The sequence below is a fragment of the Sporosarcina saromensis genome (assembly GCF_033253735.1).
Classification (GTDB): domain Bacteria; phylum Bacillota; class Bacilli; order Bacillales_A; family Planococcaceae; genus Sporosarcina; species Sporosarcina saromensis.
This window is the reverse complement of sequence record NZ_JAUBDI010000001.1, coordinates 97,856-118,614: the sequence shown is the minus strand read 5'-3', so window position 1 is coordinate 118,614 and position 20,759 is coordinate 97,856. Positions and strand designations below refer to the sequence as shown.

Sequence of the window (20,759 nt, the reverse complement as noted above, 5' to 3'; positions counted from 1 at the left end):
AGGGATTCAGCATGGCTGATATTATTCAAATTGATGGGTTTGTAATCGTAACATTGATGGGAGAACTGGACAATTTAGAGGCAAATAGGATTCGATCGACCATATCATCATCCATTTTTACCGGAGCAATAAAAGGAATTGTATGGGATTTGAGCAATCTCAGTTTTATGGATAGCGCGGGAATCGGGCTCATTCTTGGAAGGATGCGTGATTTAGCGCCCTACAAAGGTGAGACGATCATTTTGAATCCATCTTCCACAATGGAGAAAATCTTTAATTTTTCCGGCTTAGGCTCAAGCATTCGACATGGCTCGGTGGACAGTGTACTTGGTGAAATCGGAGGGGTTTTACATGAGAAATGAGATGACATTATCATTTGTCGCAATTGAAGAGAATGAAGCGTTGGCTAGGATGGCGATGACATGTTTTATTACACCGCTCGATCCGACAATTGAAGAGATTTCTGAATTCAAAACGATTGTTTCGGAAGCTGTCACAAATGCAATTATCCATGGCTATAACTGTGACGGCGAAAGTATTGTCACAATTCACGCAACAATAGACGGTTCAAAAGTGCGTATGACAGTTGAAGATAAAGGCGAAGGGATATTTGATGTAGAACAAGCAATGGAACCAATGTTTACAACAAAGCCTTTAATGGAACGTTCAGGAATGGGCTTTACAATTATGGAAAGCTTCTCTGAAAACCTTTCTGTTGAATCTACTGTTGGCAGTGGGACAATTGTGCGATTTGAGAAAACGTTTTCTCCGGTTACGGAAGCAAGCAGAATGAGGTGACCGATGGATACATCTGTTGAAAGACAAGATGCGTTGTTGTCTCAAGACAAGATGAGGGAACTCATCAAAGAATCCCAGGAAGGTGACAAAGAAGCAAGACGAATGATGGTCGAAGGCAATACAAGATTAGTATGGTCAATTGTCCAACGTTTCGCATCTAGAGGCGCTGACTTGGAAGATTTATTCCAAATCGGATGCATCGGTCTCATGAAATCCATTGATAAGTTTGATTTATCTTACGATGTCAAGTTTTCAACTTACGCAGTGCCGATGATTGTCGGAGAAATCCAACGTTTCCTTAGAGACGATGGTATGGTGAAAGTGAGTCGCTCGATTCGAGAGTTGAGTTTTAAAATCCGTCATGCGACAGATCATTACATTAAACAGCATGGCCGTTCTCCTTCAGTAACAGAAATTGCAGAAGTGTTGGATGTGACAGTCGACGAAATCATTCTAGCTTCAGATGCTTTGCGAGATCCTGCTTCTCTTCATGAACAATTGTATGAAAGTGAAGGGGACAGCTTAACATTGATGGATCAATTAAAAGATGATCGATCGGAGCGGTTTTTTGACCATATCCCTTTGCGCGATGTTGTATCTAAGCTGAGTAAGAGGGATCAAACGATTATTTATATGCGTTATTACTTAGATTACACACAAAGTGATATTGCGGAACGGATTGGCATATCACAAGTGCAAGTGTCGCGATTAGAAAAGAAGATTTTAGCCCAGTTAAAGACATGGATGAGTGCACAACCAGAAGAAAGTGACTGTAAAGTGAGGACGGATTAAAACATGTCAAAGTTATTTACATCTATGAAAGACGGCGAAGAATGGTTTCAAAGTAAGTTCGGTACGAATGAAACATTTGATGCTACTGCGAAAAGTGTACATTTATGGGGAATGCCGGTCGTCGTACTGTATATCAATGGTCTTATTGACGGTTTGACACTGACGACGCTTTTGACAGAAATGCAAGAGTCGTACAACGATAAGACGAAATATCGTGATGATCCAGAGGCGTTCCTCACTTATTTCCCTTATCATGCATTAGCGGATGTAGATGACAAGGAAAAGTTATTAAACAATCTGTTAAGCGGCCAAGTTTGTTTCATTTTACCGGATGGCTATACGTTCTTAGCAGATGTTCGAAGCTATCCGGGCAGATCCCCTGAAGAGCCGGATACTGAAAAAGTGATTCGCGGTGCGCGAGACGGATTTACAGAAAATATCATTCAAAACACTGCCCTTGTTAGAAGAAGGTTAAGGACAGAGGATTTACGATTTGAGATGCATCAGACTTCGCTAAACGGGAAGACAGATGTAGCGATCACATTTATGAAAGGTGCTGCTAACGAAGAGCATCTTTCTTATATACGTGAAAGATTGGATGAAATTAAAACGGATGGTTTGACGATGGCAGATAAATCGTTAGAAGAATTCCTATTCAAACAAAGGTTTCATCCAATGCCCTTCGTCCGTTATACAGAGCGACCCGATATTTGTGCTGCGCATTTATTGGAGGGCCATATCGCAGTCATCGTCGATACGTCCCCGTCGGTCATTCTTGTCCCTACCACAGTCTTTCACCACCTGCAACACGCTGAAGAATACCGACAAGCACCTTTTATCGGAACGTTTGTAAGGTGGATTCGGCTACTTGGTGCTTCGTTGAGTTTATTTCTACTACCTTTATGGTATTTATTATCTACTTATCAACAGTATTTACCGGTCTCCATTAGTTTCATCGGACCAAATGATCCGGGATCGGTGCCTCTATTTCTTCAATTGTTCATAGCGGATGTCGGGATTGAAGTGTTGAGAATGGCGGCTATTCATACGCCAACCCCCATGTCAACAGCAATGGGACTTGTTGCAGCGATCGTAATTGGACAAGTTGCGATCGATGTCGGATTGTTTACGGCTGAAGTAATTTTGTACGTGGCAGTCAGCGCGATTTTCACATTCGCAATCCCGTCGTTTGAATTAAGTATTACAACAAAGATTTTTAGGTTGTTTATCTTAATTTGTACAGCCCTTTTTGGAGCGGCTGGCTTCTTCTTAAGTATAGTTGTCCTGTTTTACTATTTAGCGTCATTAAAGCCGTTAGGTACACCTTATTTATGGCCAGCTGTACCATTTTTCCCGGAGGCAATGAAGCGGGTATTAATACGTTACCCAATGACGAACGACGCACCTCGACCATACATCACGAAGTCGCCGAACCGGGATAGGCTTTCATAAGATTGCTTCCAACCTTTCAGGTATGATAAAGTTTTATCTATATGACTTGGAGGAATGGAATATGCATCTTTACGGTACTCAATCTGTAAATAATTTAGGGCATTTGACGATTGGTGGGGTAGATACTGTCGATTTGGCAAATATATATGGTACCCCGTTACTTGTGTACGACATTGCACTGTTCAGAGAACGAGCAAAAGCTTTTAAAGAGACGTTTAAAAAAGCGGGCATAACGGCACAAGTTGCCTATGCAAGCAAGGCGTTCTCTTCAATTGCGATTTATGAAGTGGCAAAGCAACTGGACCTCTCTTTAGATGTCGTTTCTGGGGGAGAATTGTATACGGCAGTTGCTGCAGACTTTCCGCGTGAACGGATTCATTTTCACGGAAACAACAAAAGTTATTCCGAATTACAGTATGCTTTTGACGAGAAAATCGGATGTATCGTTGTTGATAATTTCTTGGAAATCGAATGGTTGAAGCAAATTTCTGAATCACGTAAAGAAAAAATGAATGTGCTCTTGCGTGTAACTCCTGGTGTACATGCATCCACACATGATTACATTACGACTGGACAAGAAGATTCTAAGTTTGGATTTGACTTGAAAAATGGCCAAGCAGATGATGCGTTTTTAAAATTGTATAATCACCCCTTTTTGACTGTACTCGGTATGCATTGTCATATTGGATCACAAATTTTTGAAACGGATGCATTCAGGTTCGCTGCAGAAGTACTAATGGAAAAAATGGTCGAATGGCGAGAGAAATTTAAATTTGTCTGTCCTGTGTTGAACCTAGGTGGGGGGTTTGGCATACGCTATACTGCTGAAGATAAACCTCTTCAACCTGCTGCCTACGTGGAGGAAATGGAAAATGTTGTCCTGTCAATGACACGCAAGCATAACTACCCATTACCTGAGGTTTGGATTGAGCCAGGTCGATCGTTAGTGGGGGATGCGGGGACGACGCTTTATACAACCGGAAGTACAAAACTGGTTCCGGGACTTAGGACGTATGTGGCGGTTGATGGAGGAATGTCCGATAATATCCGTCCAGCACTCTATGGTGCAAAATACACAGCTGTCTCAGCTAATCGGATGATGGACCCCCATTCGGATAAAGTGACAATTGCGGGGAAATGTTGTGAATCAGGTGACAAGTTAATTGAAGACACCTATCTTGCTGAACCGGTTGAAGGAGATTTAATAGCAATTTTCTGTACGGGTGCCTACACATATGCAATGGCAAGCAATTACAACAGGTTAGCCAAGCCGGCGATTGTATTTTGTGAAGATGGTAAACACCAATTGGTTGTCCGGAGAGAAACATATGAAGACCTTGTTAAGCTTGACATTCCTTTACAACAAATTGAATCGGAAAATGTGAAATGAGAAAACGTAATATTTGGTTGTTTTCATTCATCGTACTAACGGGCATAATTTGGGGAGCTGTATACTGGTACTTTATTGCCCCTTTTGCTTTGTTAGATAAATAACCTATCCCGCTCATTGAAAAATCGTCAGCAATCATGTACGATAATTTTTACGATATGTAGATGATTTGAAATGACAGCAATTACAAATCTTCACAGCATGATGTGGTTATCAGCTAAGAATAGTAGGATTTTTTGAAAAGAAGGGATTCCAATGATGCTTTTACGATACAAGAAGGCGTATGAAAAAATTGCCATGGGCTTGCTTTCCTATATGCCGGGAGAAAAAGCTGTAAAAAAACTTCAGGAAATGGTTCATCAATACGAAAATGATGAAGACTGGCAGTTATATCTTCTGAAGAAAGGTGAGGATTTTATCGGTCTTGTCGGAATCACATTGGACGAAGACTCGTATACCGTTATGCACTTGTCAGTTAACCCTTCGTTTCGAGGAGAGGGTGTCGGGAGCGAAATGATTTTGATACTGAACGAACTTTTTCCCGATTTGGTGTGCAAAAGTAACGAATATACACAATCCTTTTTAAGCAAGTGTTTACCTAAGGAAAATGATGCGGAATAGGAAAAGGAGCAGATCATCGTGGTCTGCCCTTTTTCTTTTCGCGTTCTGCTAGAATATCTGAACGGTTTCTTAGCATATGTTTATGAATGACAGCATCACTGTTCATAGGAAGAAGCTGCATGCCATCTACGGTTGTCTGAAGTAACGTAGACAAGTTGCTCGAGGTCACCTTTATGACGAAAGGTGAGAAAGTTCCGGCATTCTCGATTTTTTTTAGGCTTGAATGTATATGCTCGAGTAAATGATTGACATCAATTTCTTCCGTATAACGGTTATCATATTGCGACAAACGGCTTAACTTTTGCTCTGCTTTCACCATTGTTCGATAGGCGCCTGAAAAATTCTCTCTCCTCCAATGATACAGACTCGTAGAGAGTTGAATGAAGCCTGTAAGTGGATGCTCTTTTGTACAAGGTGTAATAGACTTCCAATATTCTTCTAGTACTTCGTGACATTCAAAATAGTCTTGATTGCAATTAAAATAAACAATAAACTTACAAAATAGTGGATGATGATAAGGATGCAAACGAATCATTCCTTTCAATGTTAAATTCATTTTTGAAGCGCGGAGGAAATTGTTATGACATATAGCGTAAAGCTGGAGGCTTTTGAAGGTCCTCTTGATCTATTATTACATTTAATTAACCGACTTGAAATTGATATCTATGATATTCCAATGGCCGAATTGACAAGTCAATACATAGAACATCTACATGCAATGCGGGTATTGGAACTCGATGAACTAAGTGAATACTTAGTGTTGGCCGCTACATTACTCGAAATTAAGAGTAAGATGTTATTGCCAATCCATGAAGAGGAAGCATTGGATGAAGCAGGCACATTCGATTTAGAGGAAGACCCGCGAGATGAACTAGTTGCAAGATTGATTGAGTATAAGAAATATAAAGAAGCAGCGAATTCCTTAAAAGAATCTGCTGATGATCGTGCGGTCCACTTCACAAAACTTCCTGAGGATTTGTCTGGTTATGGAGAAGTGGCAGTTGTTGAATCTGATGAGAAACTGAATGTTTTTGACTTGATTAGCGCTTTTCAAAAGATGTTAGAAAGAAAAAAACTTCGAGCACCATTATCTGCAAGTATTATGAAATCTGAACGATCTGTAAGTGAAAAGATGGATTCAATCATGACCTTGCTCGAACGGTTAGGTGGAAGATGTGATTTTGAAGCATTGTTTGACGATGGGGATGTTGAAGATCTTGTTGTAACTTTCCTGTCACTTTTGGAGCTGATGAAGCGAATGGACATAGTTGTCAAGCAGGAAGGGAATTTTGCTAGAATGATGATTCAAGTAGGAACGGAGGACGACAATGGAAACATTGAATGATCGCATGTTAGGAATGCTGGAGAGTTTTCTGTTTATTGCTGGGGATGAGGGGTTGACGTTAAACCAACTGGCAGTCCTATTACAAACGGAAAAAGAGATTGCAGCTCAAACCGCAGAACAATTACGTAAAAGTTATGAAAACAGATATGATGCTGGCATCACCGTCAGAATGTATGGTGGCTCGTATCGTCTTGTCACAAAAGCGGAATATGCAGATGATATAGTACGTATGTTGGAAAATCCGTCACGCAACTCCATTACACAAGCTTCTCTTGAAGTGCTAGCCATTATTGCATACAAACAGCCAGTAACGCGAGTGGAAATTGATGATTTAAGAGGTGTAAAGTCAGATGGGCCCATTCAAACGCTCGTTGCTAAAGGATTTGTAATGGAAAAAGGGAGACTGGAAAGTAGTGGTCGTCCTATTTTGTATGGAACAACCGATTTGTTTTTAGATCGATTTGGATTAGAATCCATCGATAAGTTACCGCCACTTGCTGAAGACGATGAAGAATCGTTCGGTGATACGGATTTATTTATGACCAAATTCCAGGAAGCATTTGAACTAACAGGAGAAGGAGGAACGAATGAGTGAAACGGACAATCTGTTTTGTCCTCATCCTATCGATACTGCTCATCCATCAACCAAAACAAGCTTTTGCAGGTGGAAGTGCATGGGCAGTCATCGATGCTGAAACGGGTAGATTATTAGACGGATCCAATGAAAATTTACAATTACCAATAGCGAGTCTCACAAAGATCTGGACCGCGTTAACATTTATCGAAAGTGGTTCTGTTGAAGAAGAAATCACCATTTCACCTGAGGCTGCTTCTGCTGAAGGATCATCGATCTATTTGGAACAAGGCAGTACGATTAGCAGCGAAGCATTGCTGTACGGGTTGATGTTACGGTCTGGAAATGATGCAGCATTTGCGCTTGCTGAATCAGCTGGCGGTTCTGCCGAAGGATTCATTGATCATATGAATGAGAAAGCGAAGTTATATGGATTAGAGCAGACGACATTCAGAAATCCTTCTGGTTTGCACCATGAAGAACACCTTTCAACGGCATATGAAACAGCTCTCATGCTATACTACGCAATGCAAAATGAGGAATTCAAGAAGATAGCGTCTGCTGAGAATTTTGTTTACCGCAAAGGTGATGATGTAAGAGGATGGAGAAATAAGCACCGACTCATTCATTCTAATCCAAACGTAATTGCGGGCAAGACAGGCTTTACGAAAGCGGCTGGCCGGACGCTAGCAACCTATTTTGAAAAAGATGGTAAGAAAGTCATCGTTGTCACACTGAATAATGGGAATGATTGGAACACGCATGAACATCTCGCGAACAAGACTTTTGCGGAGTACAAACTCGTAACCGTTGCAAAAAAAGGTAAATACAAAATACTGCCGGGCATTATTGGGGAGATCGATAAACCCATTCGCTTGCTATTACGAAAAGATGAAATTGAACAAGTGTCACATGTTGTCTACATTCCAAGGGATCAGCACGGTAAGCGTAAAGGAACGTGGACTGTTTCATTAAACAATGAAATGCTCATTTCTGCTCCGATTCAAATAAAAAAATAACCGCATCATTCTGTATGTGATGTGTTTGACAAATCTATTTCGGGAAGACTGACGAGTATGAGGTCGGTCTTCTTTTCATTTGCATGAAAATGTGACATAATTTTTTGAGGTAGAAAGAGGGTGACGAGTTGGAAAGATTACAGAAAGTTTTGGCTCAAGCAGGTGTTGCATCACGAAGGAAAGCTGAAACACTCATTGTTGAAGGAAAAGTGAAAGTGAACGGAAAGATTGTGACTGAATTAGGCACAAAAGTGACACGGACAGACCGTGTAGAAGTTGAAGGGGTTGAACTCGTAAAGGAGCAATTCGTCTATTATTTGTTGTACAAGCCTAGAGGGTATATTTCAACCGTACATGATGATAAAGGAAGAAAGACGGTCCTAGACTTATTACCAATGGTGGAAGAGCGGATTTTTCCGGTTGGTCGTTTAGATTTTGATACATCCGGTATCATCATTCTGACAAATGACGGTGATTTTTCGTATTTGATGACACATCCTAAATACGGTATCCAAAAAAAATATGTCGCAAAAGTAAAAGGGATCCCTCAACGGGAAGCATTGAAAAAGCTTGAGCGAGGGATTGAACTTGAAGATGGTATGACAGCTCCAGCGAAAGTGAAAATGCAGTCTTTTGATAAGAAGACCGGAACTGCGCTTGTAGAAATTACGATTCATGAAGGTAGAAACCGACAAGTCCGTAGAATGTTTGACGCGATTGGTACGCCTGTGCAGAAATTGAGAAGAGAATCCTTTGCGATGTTGACGACTACAGGACTAAATGCTGGTGAGGCTCGTGAATTGACAACCCATGAAGTGAAACAGCTACGTGTCCTTGCAGAAACAGGTAAGCTCGGGTAAGTAAACGTTCACAAACCTATCACGACTTCATCTATTATCCGAATTTTGTTTTGTTATAATGGAAGTTGAATCTTATATCTGTAAGGGGGCTATCTATTTGTCCAAATCGAAAAAAAAGGGATCCCGCCTTATTTTTAGGGGGATTGTTCTTGCCCTTCTGGCAGCCGCGATCATCTTTTCCGTCTTTTCGAATAAAGACAAAGTGAAAGTGTTGGAAGTAGGGGATAAAGCGCCGGACTTTGAATTGGTGGACCTTGATGGAAACAAGCATCGATTATCTGATTTTAAAGGGGAAGGTGTGTTTCTGAACTTCTGGGGAACATGGTGTCCACCTTGTAAGAAGGAAATGCCTTACATTGAAGACCAGTATAAGAAGTTTGAAGAAAAAGGTGTCCATGTCTTATCTGTAAATATTGGTGAGTCTCAATTGAAAGTGGATTCATTCCGTCAACAGTATGGTCTGACATTCCCGATCGTCATTGATAAGACAAAGGACGTGAGGGATTTATACAACATCCAGCCCCTCCCGACCACTTTTCTTATTGACAAAGACGGGATCATTCGAAAAATACTAAAGGCAGAAATGACTGAGGCTGAAATCATCTCCTACATGGAGAGTCTTCAACCGTAAGAAGGAGTTTTCACATGAGTAAAATTAAGTGCCAATGCGGCCATGAAAATCCATTTGGAACAGTACTGTGTGAAGCATGCGGCCGACCGATGACGGAAGAGGCAAAGAATAGTGAAGTCGTCGATATGCGTTATGAAGGTTCCGCGCGACGATCACAAACGTATAAACGTTCGGTGATCGATAAAATATGGAACTTTTTTTCGAGTGTTAAAATAGGTGTTGCCATCATCGTAGCTGTTTTGGCAACGTCGGCAATCGGGACATTGTTTCCACAAAAGTTTTATGTTCCAGTTAATTCGGAAGCTGAATACTTAGCTTATTATGAACGGTTATACGGCATTTTTGGAACGTTGTATTACAAATTAGGTTTCTACGATATGTATAATAGTTGGTGGTTCAAGATATTAATCGGAATGCTCGGGACATCGATTATTATTGCAAGTATTGACCGTGTCGTTCCTTTGTACAAGTCTTTAAAGAAGCAACGGACGAAGCGCCATATGTCTTTCATGAAGCGACAACGGATTTTTGGAGAAGGTGTTCCCCAACAAGATGGAGATGTTGAAGGAGCATTTGCTAAAGCGGAAGAGGAGCTTCAAAAACTTCGCTACAATGTGAAGAAGGAAGACGGTGCGATTTTAGCGGAGAAAAACCGGTTCTCAAGATGGGGACCTTACGTCAATCATACTGGACTCATCATTTTTTTATTCGGTGTCTTGTTAAGAGGGATTCCAGGATTTTACGTTGATGAAACGATGTGGATTAGGGAAGGCGAATTACGCTCTATTCCCGGTGCGCCTGAATATTACTTGAAAAGCAATGATTTTATAATGGAAATGTATACAAAGGAAGAAGCGGATGAGGTATTTGGTGAGGCGCTCGACCGAGTGGGTTCCATCGTTAAAAACTACCAAACCGATGTTACTTTGTATAAGAAAAAAGAAGATGTGTTACCGGGTTCCACCGATATGGAGTTTGTGAAAGACTATTCGATTATTGTAAACAAACCGTTAAAATTTGATGGCTATAATGTATTTCAAATGGATTACCGTCTGAACGAATTGAAATCAATGACGATGCAATTGATCGAAAAAGAATCAGGCAAGTCGTTCGGGGAATTTACAATTGACTTAGATGATCCAAAAGGTGTGTATGACTTAAATGAAGGTGCTCGAGTCAATTTAATTGGTTATTATGCAGATTACGATGGCGTTGAAAACGGTGAACCTGTTTCTAAATCACCAATTCCAAATAACCCAGCGTTCATCTTCGATATGATTACACCAGAAAAACCACAAGGTGAAAAAAGTTTTGTCGCGATACGTCAGACACTTGAAACTGAGGAAAATGCTTATCAAGTGAAATTCGTCAGTGCCGAAACTCGCGATATCTCCGGTTTAACAATCCGTAAAGATAAAACGCTCTACATTTTATTACTCGGTGGCATTATCTTTATGATTGGTGTCATTCAAGGCTCGTATTGGAACCATCGACGTATTTGGATCCAAAAGGACGAGCAAGGTCAGTTGGTTGTGGCTGCCCATACAAATAAAAACTGGTTCTCTTTGAAGAAGGACTTGGATAAAGTACAAGATTATTCCGGATTGCCGACATATGTAGATCGTCAAGATACGGATGCTACGAGTGAGCAAGAGGAAGAAGAAAAATAACTATGGAATTAGCGTCTCTAAGCGCCAATCTTCTATTAGTTTCATTTATCGCCTACTTGGTTGCAACATTATTTTTCGGTGGTGCAGTCAAAAAGGCGAGCTCTGAAACAACTTATAAAAAAAGTCGTTGGGGACTCATCGGAATTATCATTACGGTAATTGGATTCCTCACGAATGTTGGTTATTTCATCACAAGATGGATGGCATCAGGACATATCCCGTTGAGCAATATGTTTGAGTTCACAGCTGCATTTGGGATGATGCTTGTTGGGGCTTTCATTTTATTGTTTTATCTGTATCGGACGCCGTCTTTAGGATTATTTGCATTACCAATCGCAATTATTATGATTTCATATGCAAGTATGTTCCCTAAAGAAATTACACCATTAATTCCTGCGTTAAAAAGTCATTGGCTAGCAATTCATGTTATTACGACAGTTATCGGAGAAGCAATTTTAGTCATTAGTGCGGTTGCTGGTCTTGTCTATCTGTTAAAACACGTGGACTTGACAAAGCCATCAAAACAACGTTTTTGGCTTGAAGCGGTCATGGTAGCACTTATTCTTGTCGTTGGATTTGTTGTGTCTTCAACAACGTTTAAACTGACGGGGTACGAAGCGCATTTTACGTATGTTGATAAAAATGAAAAACCTGCAAAGATTGAATACAATTATCCTCCGCTATTTGGTATGAACGGTTATGAAGCACAAACCGAAGGCGTAATGGAACCTGTATTTGAAATGCCTGCGATTGTAAACGCAAAAACGTTAACAACGTTTGTATGGTCCGTCGCAACTGGTATTGTACTCTACATACTTTTGCGATTAATTATTCGACGACCGGTAGCAACCCTTCTGCAACCATTTGCAAAGAAAGCAAATTCACAGCTGATGGATGAAATCGGTTATCGATCTGTTTTAATTGGGTTTCCAGTGTTTACACTAGGTGCATTGATCTTTGCGATGATTTGGGCACATGAAGCATGGTCAAGGTTCTGGGGCTGGGATCCAAAAGAAGTATGGGCACTCATTACGTGGCTCTTCTATGCTGCATTTTTACACTTGCGCCTGTCAAAAGGATGGGAAGGCGAAAAATCAGCGTGGCTTGCAGTCATCGGATTCATTATCATTATGTTTAACTTGATTGCCGTTAACCTGATCATAGCAGGTTTGCACTCTTATGCGTAAATCGATTAGACTGCACAACCGTTGAGGGATTGTGCAGTCTTTCTTTTTAAGGAAACTACTTGTACAATGAAGACAAGCGTATTTGGAAAGGGGTTTTTCGGATGGAAGAAAGCGTGAAGTTATTAGTCGTTGACGATGAAGATCGTATTCGCCGTTTGTTGAACATGTATTTATCCCGTGAAGGGTTTGAGATTGACGAAGCAGTCAATGGTGCGGAAGCGGTTGAAAAAGCAATGACGAACCATTATGATTGCATTTTGTTAGATTTGATGATGCCTGAGAAAGACGGGTTGGAAGCATTAAAGGAATTACGCGATGAAAAGAAAATGACACCTGTTATTTTATTGACCGCAAAAGGTGAAGAATCTGACAGGGTTGTAGGTTTTGAAACTGGAGCAGATGATTACATAGTGAAACCTTTCAGCCCGCGTGAAGTGGTGTTGCGCGTCAAAGCGATATTAAGAAGATCAGTCACTTTACCGGATGCCCAATCAAGTAATACGTCAAAAGATCTTGTCGTCTTTCCGCAATTGACAATCGATCATGATGCACATCGTGTTACTGCTGAAGGGAAAGAAGTCAACTTGACACCAAAAGAGTATGAATTACTCTATTTTCTTGCTAAAGCACCGGACAAGGTGTTTGACCGCGAGCAGCTTTTGAAAGAAGTGTGGCATTATGAATTTTTTGGAGATTTGCGGACCGTGGACACACATGTCAAACGTCTTCGCGAGAAGTTAAGTCGGGTCTCTGAGCGAGCAGCCAAAATGATTGTTACGGTTTGGGGCGTCGGTTACAAATTTGAGGTTCCTCATGAATAAGATATGGCATTCAATCGTCGGGAAGCTATGGGCAACCATATTGCTTCTCGTTTCATTTGTTCTGTTTATTGTGACGGTATTATTACTGGAGTTCCTTGATAACTTCCATACAAAACAAGCAGAGGACTCGCTCCGAAGAGAAGCGACGACGATTGGGAAAATTGTTGTAGATCATAAAAATGAAGATTCCATGCGACAAATCATCCAGGATATTTTAGACGATGAAACGAATGCGATGATTATTGATTCAACTAAGCAGGTCCACTATTCTTTTCATGACGGTTTAAATAAACAGAAAATTGAAGAAAAGATATTAGCTGAGCCAAAGTTTAACTTATCGCCTGAGATGAATGAAAAAGTCGTGAAAGAAATGATTCTTCCATCATTAAAAAATAACGATGTGATGGAACAATATTTAGTTTTAATGTATCCCTATCATGTTGATAATGGAATTACGCACGGAATTGTCATGTACCAAAGCTTGGATGCTGTTCACAGGACGACTAAAAGTACAACACATATTGTTTTTCTCTCTGCATTCATTGCTTTCATCCTGACGACTGTATTTGCCTTTTTCTTATCGACCAGAATCACTTCTCCATTGCGGGGTATGAAACAAGCTGCGTTTGACTTATCAAAAGGAAATTTCGATATGCGACTACCAGCTACACAAAATGATGAGATCGGCCAGTTGGCAACAGCGTTTAACCAGATGGGTAGACAGTTAAAACATCAAATGGAATTGATCAAACAAGAGAAAGAGCAGTTATCGAGCATATTAACGTCAATGACAGATGCTGTTATTACGTTCAATCGAGATTATTCTATTTTGTTAAGCAACCCACAAGCTGAACGGTTGCTGCAAAAATGGTATTTTGCAAATGGGGCAGACGAAAATGTTTTGCCGCCAGAGATTTTTCATATGTTAGAACATGTCATCTCATTTGCTGAAGAAATTGAAGAGGAACTGGAGTTGGGTGGACAGTTTTACGATGTATCTATAAGTCCTTTATACAGTGAAAATAGTATTAGGGGAGCCGTTGCAGTATTGCGCGATATGACGGACCAACATAAATTAGAAAAACTGCGTTCTGATTTTATTGCAAATGTTTCGCATGAATTACGAACGCCAATTTCATTGTTGCAAGGTTATAGTGAAGCGATGATTGATGATGTCGTTACTTCAGTTGAAGAGCGCAATGAAATGGCGCAAATTATCCATGACGAATCCAAAAGAATGAGTCGCCTTGTTACCGATCTGTTAGATTTGGCGAGAATGGAATCGGGACATATGCGTTTGTATAAAAACCGAATGGATTTGTATGCATTTCTTGAAAGGGTACTCAATAAATTCATGCAAATTGCACGAGATGCCAATGTGATACTTTCTGTGGAGAAAATTGAGTCAAATGCCGAAATCGTCATTTGTGCAGATGCAGATCGATTGGAACAGGTATTTACAAATTTAATCGATAATGCTATTCGTCATACCCCGGATGGAGGAAAAGTGACGGTCGGTGTCGAAAGAAAAGGGGAGACAATTGAAATTACAGTTGCCGATACAGGAAGTGGGATTCCTCAAGACGATTTACCGTTTATTTTCGAGCGGTTCTACAAAGCTGACAAAGCGAGAACAAGAGGTAAAGGTGGCACTGGATTAGGTTTGGCAATCGCTAAAAATATTATTGACTCACACGGAGGGCGCATCTCTGCCAGACTGGGTGAATCAGTAGGAACAGTTTTCACATGCACACTACCGCTCACAGATAATTGTAGTGAAGAAGAATACCGTTAAGTGCCACCATTTTCTTAAAACATGGTGTAACTTTATGTCTTGAAACACGACTAATGTAATGAACGGGGGGATTTCGTGGATGACTCCGTGTTCCACCGGTTATATGAGCAATATCATCACGACGTATTTAACTTCCTCATCTATTTGACTGGTGATCGTCACCAATCCGAAGATTTGATGCATGAAGTTTATGTTAGGGTGTTACGTGCGTATGCCGGTTTTGAAGGGAAGAGTTCCGAAAAGACATGGCTTTTTTCAATTGCTAAAAACGTAGCGATTGATCATTTCAGAAAGAAAGCGGTAAGGCAAAAACACCATTTTGATCAGTTTGACTGGGAAGAAAGTGTACTTGTTTCCTCCACTGGGTTGCCTGATGAAGTCGCTGCATTGAATGAAGATATGCAACAATTATTGCGTGTGTTAAATACTTGCACAGGCGATCAAAAGATGGTAATAATTCTTCGCTATTTCCAGGAATTGTCAATTACGAAAACAGCGGAAACGCTTGGTTGGTCGGAAGGAAAAGTTAAAACGACTCAGCACCGGGCGATAAAAGTGCTTCAAAAGAAATTGAATGCTCTTTCGGAAGAAGGGGGAAGATAAATGTCTGGGAACGAATGGAATGACGATAAACTTGAAAAACTTCTTCATTCAATGCCGAAAACAAAAGATGAGCGATCTGCTGATGACATATTAGCGCGTTTGAAGAAAGACGAGCGACTTGTCCCTGCTCGTCAACCGAGACGGAAAAAATGGATGCCTGGTTTCATTGCAATAGCAGCGATGCTTGTCCTAACATTACTGGTACCATCGTTTTTAAAGGGTGGATTCGAATTATCGGACACCAGCATGGAAATGAGCGAAAAATCTGCACCTCAAAACGGTGAATCAGTCGATACTGCTCAATTTAAACAAAGCGCAGAAGAGTCTGAAACGATGGAGGAGCCTGCGACGCGAAATGCGATTCAGGCGGACTCACCAACTGCTTTTATGGCTGGAAAGGGAATGCAAAGTCATGTTGTTCTTGAAAATGATACGGATGGAATGAAGTTATTTACAATAGGATTAGTCCATGTTGTAGATGTTGTACCGATAACATTTTTAATTCCTACCGAATTGATTCAATCAGATATCTCTTCCGAAAACGTCAACAGTGTGGAGCTTTACAATCATTATGCAAAGTTGATTGATGAGGAAGGACTTGGTTTTGAAGACTACCATCCTTATAAGGGGAAGATTTCTTTCCAAGGTAATACGGTTATTCACCAAATGCCATCTGAGCATGAATATGACATGTCGCCGACAACAATTGGTGCGTACACTTTTTCTGCAATCGCATCGTTTCCGGATTTTAAGGAGATGAAAGTAGTCGATGACAAGAATGAACCTGTTGTTTTTGACTATATCGGTGAAGCGATGGAGGTAACACTTAAGAGGCCGTCTGCTTTTTACAAATACAGTGTCAACGAGGAACAATCGTACTTAATCCCTTATGAGAATAGGAAGCTCGATGAAATTCAGGAAGCATTATTGGCGATGAAAAACCCTGAAAATGATATTGTCACTTCCGTTATCCCATCATCTGTGGACTATACAATCCAAGAAACAGATGATGTTGTAACAGTTTCTTTTAAACAGTTATTGGATTTAGATGCTTACCCTCCTAACGAAATACTCGAAATGGTGGAAGCGTTCATGTTAACAGCAGCTAGTTTTGACAAACAAATACAATTGCACAACGTAAAACAAGAATATTTTGAGCGATATACGCTTACAAAACCATTGCCGAAACCCGTTGCAGCCAATCCAATTGTTTGGTGAATAGAGGAAGACTGAATTGTAAACAATACCGTTTACAAATCAGTCTTTTTTCTATACAATGAAATAGTAAGTTAATATTGATTCATCTTCGGGGCAGGGTGTAATTCCCGACCGGCGGAAATAGAAAAGTAATTTTCTTAGCCCGCGAGCTTAACAGCTGATTCTGGTGAGATTCCAGAGCCGACAGTATAGTCTGGATGGGAGAAGGTGAAGGTGCAGCCGTCTTTTTGTGTTGTCTACAAAAAGGGTGCTTTCTTAAGTATGGGTGAAAATAGAGTCACAGGCTCTATCTACAACCCTCTATTTAATGACGCCTTAAACTCTCCCTAAAGCATGTAATTGCTTTAGGGTTTTTTCATAGACACACATTATACGGTCAAACCTTTCCTCTTTTGAAGTGAATCGCAAAAGGAGAGAGGAACAAGTGAATAACAAGAAACTACGAAAGATGATTCTCATCGCCATGCTTGGGAGCATTTCAACGGTGCTTATGCAGTTGAACTTCCCATTGCCAGCATTGCCGCCATTCCTGAAAATCGATTTCAGTGAAGTGCCGGCCGTGGTTGCAATTTTAACGATGGGACCAGTTGCAGGAATTGCAGTTGAACTGCTAAAAAATATCTTGTATTGGTTTTTATCGGGAAGTCCGACAGGTGTACCGGTTGGCGAAATTGCAAACTTTGTAACGGGCGTACTTTTCATCATGCCAATTTACTGGATCTTTAAAAAGGTCCAATCGACAAAAGGCTTGACAGTTGGCCTTATTGTAGGAACACTGTCGATGGCTGTCGGTATGAGTGCACTTAATTATTTAGTATTCCTACCGATGTATGTCTATTTCTTGAATATGCCACCTTATACAGGTGAAGCGTTGTTCAATGTAATTGTGCTTGGTATTCTACCATTTAATCTAATTAAAGGCGTCATGCTAATGGTTATTTCTTTGTTATTGTACAAAAGTATGAGCAAATGGATTGATCAGCAACAGCGGAAATTGACGCTTCAATAAAAAAAGCTGTCTAGAAAGTGTGAAAACACTATCTGGACAGCTTTTTTCTATGTGCGGTTATTCATTTGAAGTAGTGGTGACAATTGGACTGCCGACCTCAGTTATGTAAGGGGCGTATTGCCCCTAAAAAATTAATCTTCGTATTTTAACGGATCGCCTTCAAATGGAGCATCCGCGACTTTAATTGAATCAGTAGGGCAACCATCAAACGCATCTTCCATATCTTCCATCAGTTCTTCTGGAACTTCTGTATTACCCGTGTTATCATCTAAAATAACGTAAGCGATTCCTTCGTCATCATAATCGTAGATGTCCGGTGCAGCAGCTCCACAAGCGCCGCATGCAATACATGTATCTTGGTCAACAATGGTGTATTTCTTAGACATAGACGTTCTCTCCTCTTTTCTCCGCACTATCTATTTAGTTCCTTTACTATTCTAAAGCTGTTTTCGTAAGTTTTCAACCTAAAAACATCTCAATGAGGAGGAATTGGACTTGAACTTGTCAACAATCCTATTATTCATCATAGAAAAGATGTCCGGGCAACGTTCAATGAATGCAAGCCTACACATTATTCGTGGGAAGAAATCTGGTCAAACCCTCCAAGATGTAGACTATTTCAATAGTAAGCCTTATTTTGGTATTTGGCCGAAAATTCGACAAGATTTGTTCAACGATGCAATAGAAGAACTATTTCAAGAGGGGTTCATTTGCGTGCAAGACGAATTTATACACGTAACAGAAAAGGGTCGGCAGGCAATTTCAGCGGTAGCCCCTTATCAGTTTAAAGGTTGGGATTATCGAGGGAAAGAAATGGTGTTCTTTGGTAGAGTGGCGTTAGTAGTGCAAACGGTGTCGCATTTACGTGATGGAATTAGAACGTTTGTGCCTATGCGAAGTGAAACGGAGATACAAATGTTCGTTAAAAAGCTGATTCTTCAGCAATCGCTCTCCAGACAGCAATTAGGTGCATCTCTAAGGGAAGAACTGATTTTAGCCATTAATAATTGTGGAATGACGGACAGACAAAAATATCTGTTTTCTTATCGTCTAGCTGGGAGCGGGATGTCTGCAAAAACGTGGGAGCAGCTAGCTTTAACGATGGAGTCGTGTGTTGACGAAGTATATTTACTATTCATCGAAAGTTTACATAAGTTGCTTCCTCTTGTTGAAAAGAACAAGGAAGACTATCCATTACTTCATCAGTGTACAGCCGATGTGAAAGTGCACACCTACTTGACTGATTCTGCGTATCGGACGAAAAAAATGTTCGACAACGGTTATTCTATGAAGGATATTGCGACAATGCGTCAATTAAAGCAAAGTACCATTGAAGATCACTTTGTAGAAATGGCGATGAACGATAGTAAATTCCCAATTCGTCACTTTGTGGTCGAAGAAGCGATTGAGGCAGTGCAAAAAAAATCAGAAGCATTGCGAACGAAAAGGCTAAAAGTATTAAAAGATGAGTTTGAGGAGTTGTCCTATTTTCAACTTCGTCTTATATTAGCAGTGCAGAAAAGAGGATTGAAGAATGAATTTGCATGACGCTTTAAAAAAACATTTTGGCTATGATCACTTCAGACCGGGTCAACAAGCGATTGTCGAAAATGTTTTGCGAGGTCGGGACACAATTGGATTATTGCCAACAGGAATGGGCAAATCTCTTTGCTATCAGTTGCCTGGATACTTGATGGAAGGAACAGTGCTGATCATTTCGCCTCTTGTCTCATTAATGGAAGACCAAGTCTTGCAAATGAAAAGAAACGGAGAAAAACGAGTAATTGCACTGAATTCTTCCTTGGTGCATGAGCAAAGGCAAAAAGCCTTTCGGCGACTCGCAGACTATAAGTTTATCTTCACTTCTCCTGAAATGCTGTCGCAATCTTTCATTGTTGATGTATTCAAAGAAATGAACTTGGCATTAATTGTAATTGATGAGGCGCATTGCATTTCGCAGTGGGGATTTGATTTTAGGCCAGACTATTTACGTATTCGTGAATTTCTTTCCATCATTAACAGGCCTGCCGTTTTGGCATTGACGGCAACTGCGGATCAAAAAGTGCTTGAAGATATTCCTTTTTATTTACAAATGATAAATCCGATAATCGAACGTCAATCTTTGGATCGACCGAACATTGCCTATTCGGTCGTCCAGCTTGAATCGGTCGCGGATAAAACAGAATGGATTAAATGGCGACTCCTCTCGACTACAGGTCCAGGGATCGTATATGCTCCTTCAAGGAAGCGAGCGGATGAATTAGCGATCATCCTACAATCAATTGGTGTTCATGCCCAATCCTATCATGCCGGAAAGGAACAAGATGACAGGTCAATCATCCAAGATCAGTTTTTAAACGGTGAAATTGATTGGGTTTGTGCAACCAATGCTTTTGGTATGGGTGTACATAAAGAAAATGTACGACAAGTCATTCATGATCAGTTGCCAGCTACCGTTGCAGGTTACATTCAAGAAGTGGGAAGGGCGGGTAGAGATGGTCGTCAATCGGTAGCCACTTTATTGTATACACCAGCTGATGAGCGTCTGACCAACTTTATTATCCAAACAGACTTACCAAGTGAGGAAGAGGTTATCCATTATGCGAAACTGTTAGAAAAAGGGGAAACACAAATAAATGCAGCCCGTTTTTCGGGTTTGACAGACACAGCGTTAAGGGTAATTGAGTATTATAGGGAACGATGTTCAACAGAAGAAATCATTCAGAAATTCAAAATGCTTGCTATACAAAAAGATGAACAGCTGAAAAAGATGCTAGCACTCGTACATTCTACTACATGTTTACGTCGAACAATTTTGGCATATTTTAATGAAAATATTGTTACCAATTTACGAGATTGTTGTACGGTTTGTGGTCTGTCGGATATGGAATGGTTAGCAAATATCGTTCAAAAGGATGAACTGCAAGCAAAACAACGTTGGGATGAAAGAATTACAAGTCTTCTTACCTAACAA

22 protein-coding genes and 1 riboswitch are annotated in these 20,759 nt (G+C 40.5%); of the genes, 20 read left to right on the top strand and 2 right to left on the bottom strand.

Annotated elements, in window-relative coordinates; translation table 11 throughout:
* The first annotated feature begins 11 nt into the window (after positions 1–11).
* From QT711_RS00645 to QT711_RS00620, 6 genes are all read left to right on the top strand, one after another.
* The gene (locus QT711_RS00645; protein WP_317941558.1) at positions 12–362 is read left to right on the top strand and encodes an anti-sigma factor antagonist; all 351 of its coding nucleotides are present in this window, start codon (positions 12–14) and stop codon (positions 360–362) included.
* The gene (gene spoIIAB / locus QT711_RS00640) at positions 352–798 is read left to right on the top strand and encodes an anti-sigma F factor (RefSeq protein ID WP_317941557.1); all 447 of its coding nucleotides are present in this window, start codon (positions 352–354) and stop codon (positions 796–798) included. Before QT711_RS00645 ends, spoIIAB begins: the two co-directional genes overlap by 11 nt.
* Positions 799–801: 3 nt before the next feature.
* The gene (locus tag QT711_RS00635; RefSeq protein WP_317941556.1) at positions 802–1,590 is read left to right on the top strand and encodes a SigF/SigG family RNA polymerase sporulation sigma factor; all 789 of its coding nucleotides are present in this window, start codon (positions 802–804) and stop codon (positions 1,588–1,590) included.
* A gap of 3 nt (positions 1,591–1,593) precedes the next feature.
* Positions 1,594–3,042, top strand: a complete 1,449-nt coding sequence (locus QT711_RS00630) for a spore germination protein (protein WP_317941555.1) — start codon at positions 1,594–1,596, stop codon at positions 3,040–3,042.
* Positions 3,043–3,064: 22 nt separating this feature from the next.
* Positions 3,065–4,432: a diaminopimelate decarboxylase gene (gene lysA, locus QT711_RS00625; RefSeq protein WP_398295257.1), complete on the top strand. Its 1,368-nt coding sequence runs from the start codon at positions 3,065–3,067 to the stop codon at positions 4,430–4,432.
* 255 nt (positions 4,433–4,687) lie between these two features.
* Positions 4,688–5,053, top strand: a complete 366-nt coding sequence (locus QT711_RS00620; RefSeq protein WP_317941553.1) for a GNAT family N-acetyltransferase — start codon at positions 4,688–4,690, stop codon at positions 5,051–5,053.
* A gap of 13 nt (positions 5,054–5,066) precedes the next feature.
* Here QT711_RS00620 and QT711_RS00615 read toward each other — a convergent pair whose 3' ends face one another.
* Positions 5,067–5,609: a DUF309 domain-containing protein gene (locus QT711_RS00615; RefSeq protein ID WP_317941552.1), complete on the bottom strand. Its 543-nt coding sequence runs from the start codon at positions 5,607–5,609 to the stop codon at positions 5,067–5,069.
* A gap of 24 nt (positions 5,610–5,633) precedes the next feature.
* Between QT711_RS00615 and QT711_RS00610 the strand changes: the two genes are divergently transcribed.
* The 12 genes from QT711_RS00610 (at position 5,634) to QT711_RS00555 (ending at position 17,785) form a co-directional block, all read left to right on the top strand.
* Positions 5,634–6,398, top strand: coding sequence for a segregation/condensation protein A (locus tag QT711_RS00610; RefSeq protein WP_317941551.1), 765 nt, complete (start codon positions 5,634–5,636; stop codon positions 6,396–6,398).
* Positions 6,382–6,993, top strand: a complete 612-nt coding sequence (gene scpB, locus QT711_RS00605) for an SMC-Scp complex subunit ScpB (RefSeq protein WP_317941550.1) — start codon at positions 6,382–6,384, stop codon at positions 6,991–6,993. The genes QT711_RS00610 and scpB overlap by 17 nt, the downstream gene beginning before the upstream one ends.
* Positions 6,990–7,991, top strand: a complete 1,002-nt coding sequence (locus tag QT711_RS00600; RefSeq protein ID WP_317941549.1) for a D-alanyl-D-alanine carboxypeptidase family protein — start codon at positions 6,990–6,992, stop codon at positions 7,989–7,991. Before scpB ends, QT711_RS00600 begins: the two co-directional genes overlap by 4 nt.
* Before the next feature lie 128 nt (positions 7,992–8,119).
* Positions 8,120–8,851 (top strand): pseudouridine synthase, encoded by a 732-nt coding sequence (locus QT711_RS00595; RefSeq protein ID WP_317941548.1) that lies wholly within the window; start codon positions 8,120–8,122, stop codon positions 8,849–8,851.
* A 58-nt stretch (positions 8,852–8,909) separates the two neighbouring features.
* Positions 8,910–9,482 carry a thiol-disulfide oxidoreductase ResA gene (gene resA / locus QT711_RS00590; RefSeq protein WP_371389982.1) on the top strand — a complete coding sequence of 191 codons (573 nt, stop codon included), beginning with the start codon at positions 8,910–8,912 and terminating at the stop codon, positions 9,480–9,482.
* A 14-nt stretch (positions 9,483–9,496) separates the two neighbouring features.
* Positions 9,497–11,152, top strand: a complete 1,656-nt coding sequence (resB, locus tag QT711_RS00585; RefSeq protein ID WP_317941546.1) for a cytochrome c biogenesis protein ResB — start codon at positions 9,497–9,499, stop codon at positions 11,150–11,152.
* A gap of 2 nt (positions 11,153–11,154) precedes the next feature.
* A complete protein-coding gene (gene ccsB / locus QT711_RS00580) occupies positions 11,155–12,339 on the top strand; it encodes a c-type cytochrome biogenesis protein CcsB (RefSeq protein ID WP_317941545.1) in 1,185 nt (394 codons plus the stop codon).
* Between the two features lie 101 nt (positions 12,340–12,440).
* A complete protein-coding gene (locus QT711_RS00575; RefSeq protein WP_317941544.1) occupies positions 12,441–13,160 on the top strand; it encodes a response regulator transcription factor in 720 nt (239 codons plus the stop codon).
* On the top strand, positions 13,153–14,955 hold the full coding sequence (locus QT711_RS00570; protein WP_317941543.1) for an ATP-binding protein: 1,803 nt from the start codon (positions 13,153–13,155) through the stop codon (positions 14,953–14,955). Before QT711_RS00575 ends, QT711_RS00570 begins: the two co-directional genes overlap by 8 nt.
* Positions 14,956–15,030: 75 nt before the next feature.
* A complete protein-coding gene (locus tag QT711_RS00565; protein WP_317941542.1) occupies positions 15,031–15,558 on the top strand; it encodes an RNA polymerase sigma factor SigX in 528 nt (175 codons plus the stop codon).
* Positions 15,559–16,776: a hypothetical protein gene (locus tag QT711_RS00560; RefSeq protein WP_317941541.1), complete on the top strand. Its 1,218-nt coding sequence runs from the start codon at positions 15,559–15,561 to the stop codon at positions 16,774–16,776.
* A gap of 80 nt (positions 16,777–16,856) precedes the next feature.
* A riboswitch (FMN riboswitch) is annotated at positions 16,857–16,989 on the top strand.
* A gap of 211 nt (positions 16,990–17,200) precedes the next feature.
* Positions 17,201–17,785, top strand: a complete 585-nt coding sequence (locus QT711_RS00555) for an ECF transporter S component (protein WP_317941540.1) — start codon at positions 17,201–17,203, stop codon at positions 17,783–17,785.
* A 131-nt stretch (positions 17,786–17,916) separates the two neighbouring features.
* Here QT711_RS00555 and QT711_RS00550 read toward each other — a convergent pair whose 3' ends face one another.
* Positions 17,917–18,171, bottom strand: a complete 255-nt coding sequence (locus tag QT711_RS00550; RefSeq protein ID WP_317941539.1) for a ferredoxin — start codon at positions 18,169–18,171, stop codon at positions 17,917–17,919.
* Between the two features lie 109 nt (positions 18,172–18,280).
* Here QT711_RS00550 and QT711_RS00545 point away from each other — a divergent pair, with 109 nt between their 5' ends.
* Both QT711_RS00545 and QT711_RS00540 read left to right on the top strand, forming a co-directional pair.
* Positions 18,281–19,333 carry a helix-turn-helix domain-containing protein gene (locus QT711_RS00545; RefSeq protein WP_317941538.1) on the top strand — a complete coding sequence of 351 codons (1,053 nt, stop codon included), beginning with the start codon at positions 18,281–18,283 and terminating at the stop codon, positions 19,331–19,333.
* Entirely contained in the window at positions 19,320–20,756 is a 1,437-nt protein-coding gene (locus QT711_RS00540; RefSeq protein ID WP_317941537.1) for a RecQ family ATP-dependent DNA helicase, read from the top strand. The genes QT711_RS00545 and QT711_RS00540 overlap by 14 nt, the downstream gene beginning before the upstream one ends.
* The last annotated feature ends 3 nt before the right edge of the window (positions 20,757–20,759 follow it).

Bases quoted from the DNA above. Each gene is read 5' to 3' on its own strand.
- QT711_RS00560 (WP_317941541.1), top strand. From the start codon at position 15,559: ATGTCTGGGAACGAATGGAATGACGATAAACTTGAAAAACTTCTTCAT.
- QT711_RS00615 (WP_317941552.1), bottom strand. From the start codon at position 5,609: ATGAATTTAACATTGAAAGGAATGATTCGTTTGCATCCTTATCATCAT.
- QT711_RS00635 (WP_317941556.1), top strand. From the start codon at position 802: ATGGATACATCTGTTGAAAGACAAGATGCGTTGTTGTCTCAAGACAAG.
- QT711_RS00550 (WP_317941539.1), bottom strand. From the start codon at position 18,171: ATGTCTAAGAAATACACCATTGTTGACCAAGATACATGTATTGCATGC.
- resB (WP_317941546.1), top strand. From the start codon at position 9,497: ATGAGTAAAATTAAGTGCCAATGCGGCCATGAAAATCCATTTGGAACA.
- QT711_RS00540 (WP_317941537.1), top strand. From the start codon at position 19,320: ATGAATTTGCATGACGCTTTAAAAAAACATTTTGGCTATGATCACTTC.
- scpB (WP_317941550.1), top strand. From the start codon at position 6,382: ATGGAAACATTGAATGATCGCATGTTAGGAATGCTGGAGAGTTTTCTG.
- QT711_RS00645 (WP_317941558.1), top strand. From the start codon at position 12: ATGGCTGATATTATTCAAATTGATGGGTTTGTAATCGTAACATTGATG.
- QT711_RS00630 (WP_317941555.1), top strand. From the start codon at position 1,594: ATGTCAAAGTTATTTACATCTATGAAAGACGGCGAAGAATGGTTTCAA.
- resA (WP_371389982.1), top strand. From the start codon at position 8,910: ATGGAAGTTGAATCTTATATCTGTAAGGGGGCTATCTATTTGTCCAAA.
- spoIIAB (WP_317941557.1), top strand. From the start codon at position 352: ATGAGAAATGAGATGACATTATCATTTGTCGCAATTGAAGAGAATGAA.
- QT711_RS00570 (WP_317941543.1), top strand. From the start codon at position 13,153: ATGAATAAGATATGGCATTCAATCGTCGGGAAGCTATGGGCAACCATA.
- ccsB (WP_317941545.1), top strand. From the start codon at position 11,155: ATGGAATTAGCGTCTCTAAGCGCCAATCTTCTATTAGTTTCATTTATC.
- QT711_RS00575 (WP_317941544.1), top strand. From the start codon at position 12,441: ATGGAAGAAAGCGTGAAGTTATTAGTCGTTGACGATGAAGATCGTATT.
- QT711_RS00620 (WP_317941553.1), top strand. From the start codon at position 4,688: ATGATGCTTTTACGATACAAGAAGGCGTATGAAAAAATTGCCATGGGC.
- lysA (WP_398295257.1), top strand. From the start codon at position 3,065: ATGATAAAGTTTTATCTATATGACTTGGAGGAATGGAATATGCATCTT.
- QT711_RS00610 (WP_317941551.1), top strand. From the start codon at position 5,634: ATGACATATAGCGTAAAGCTGGAGGCTTTTGAAGGTCCTCTTGATCTA.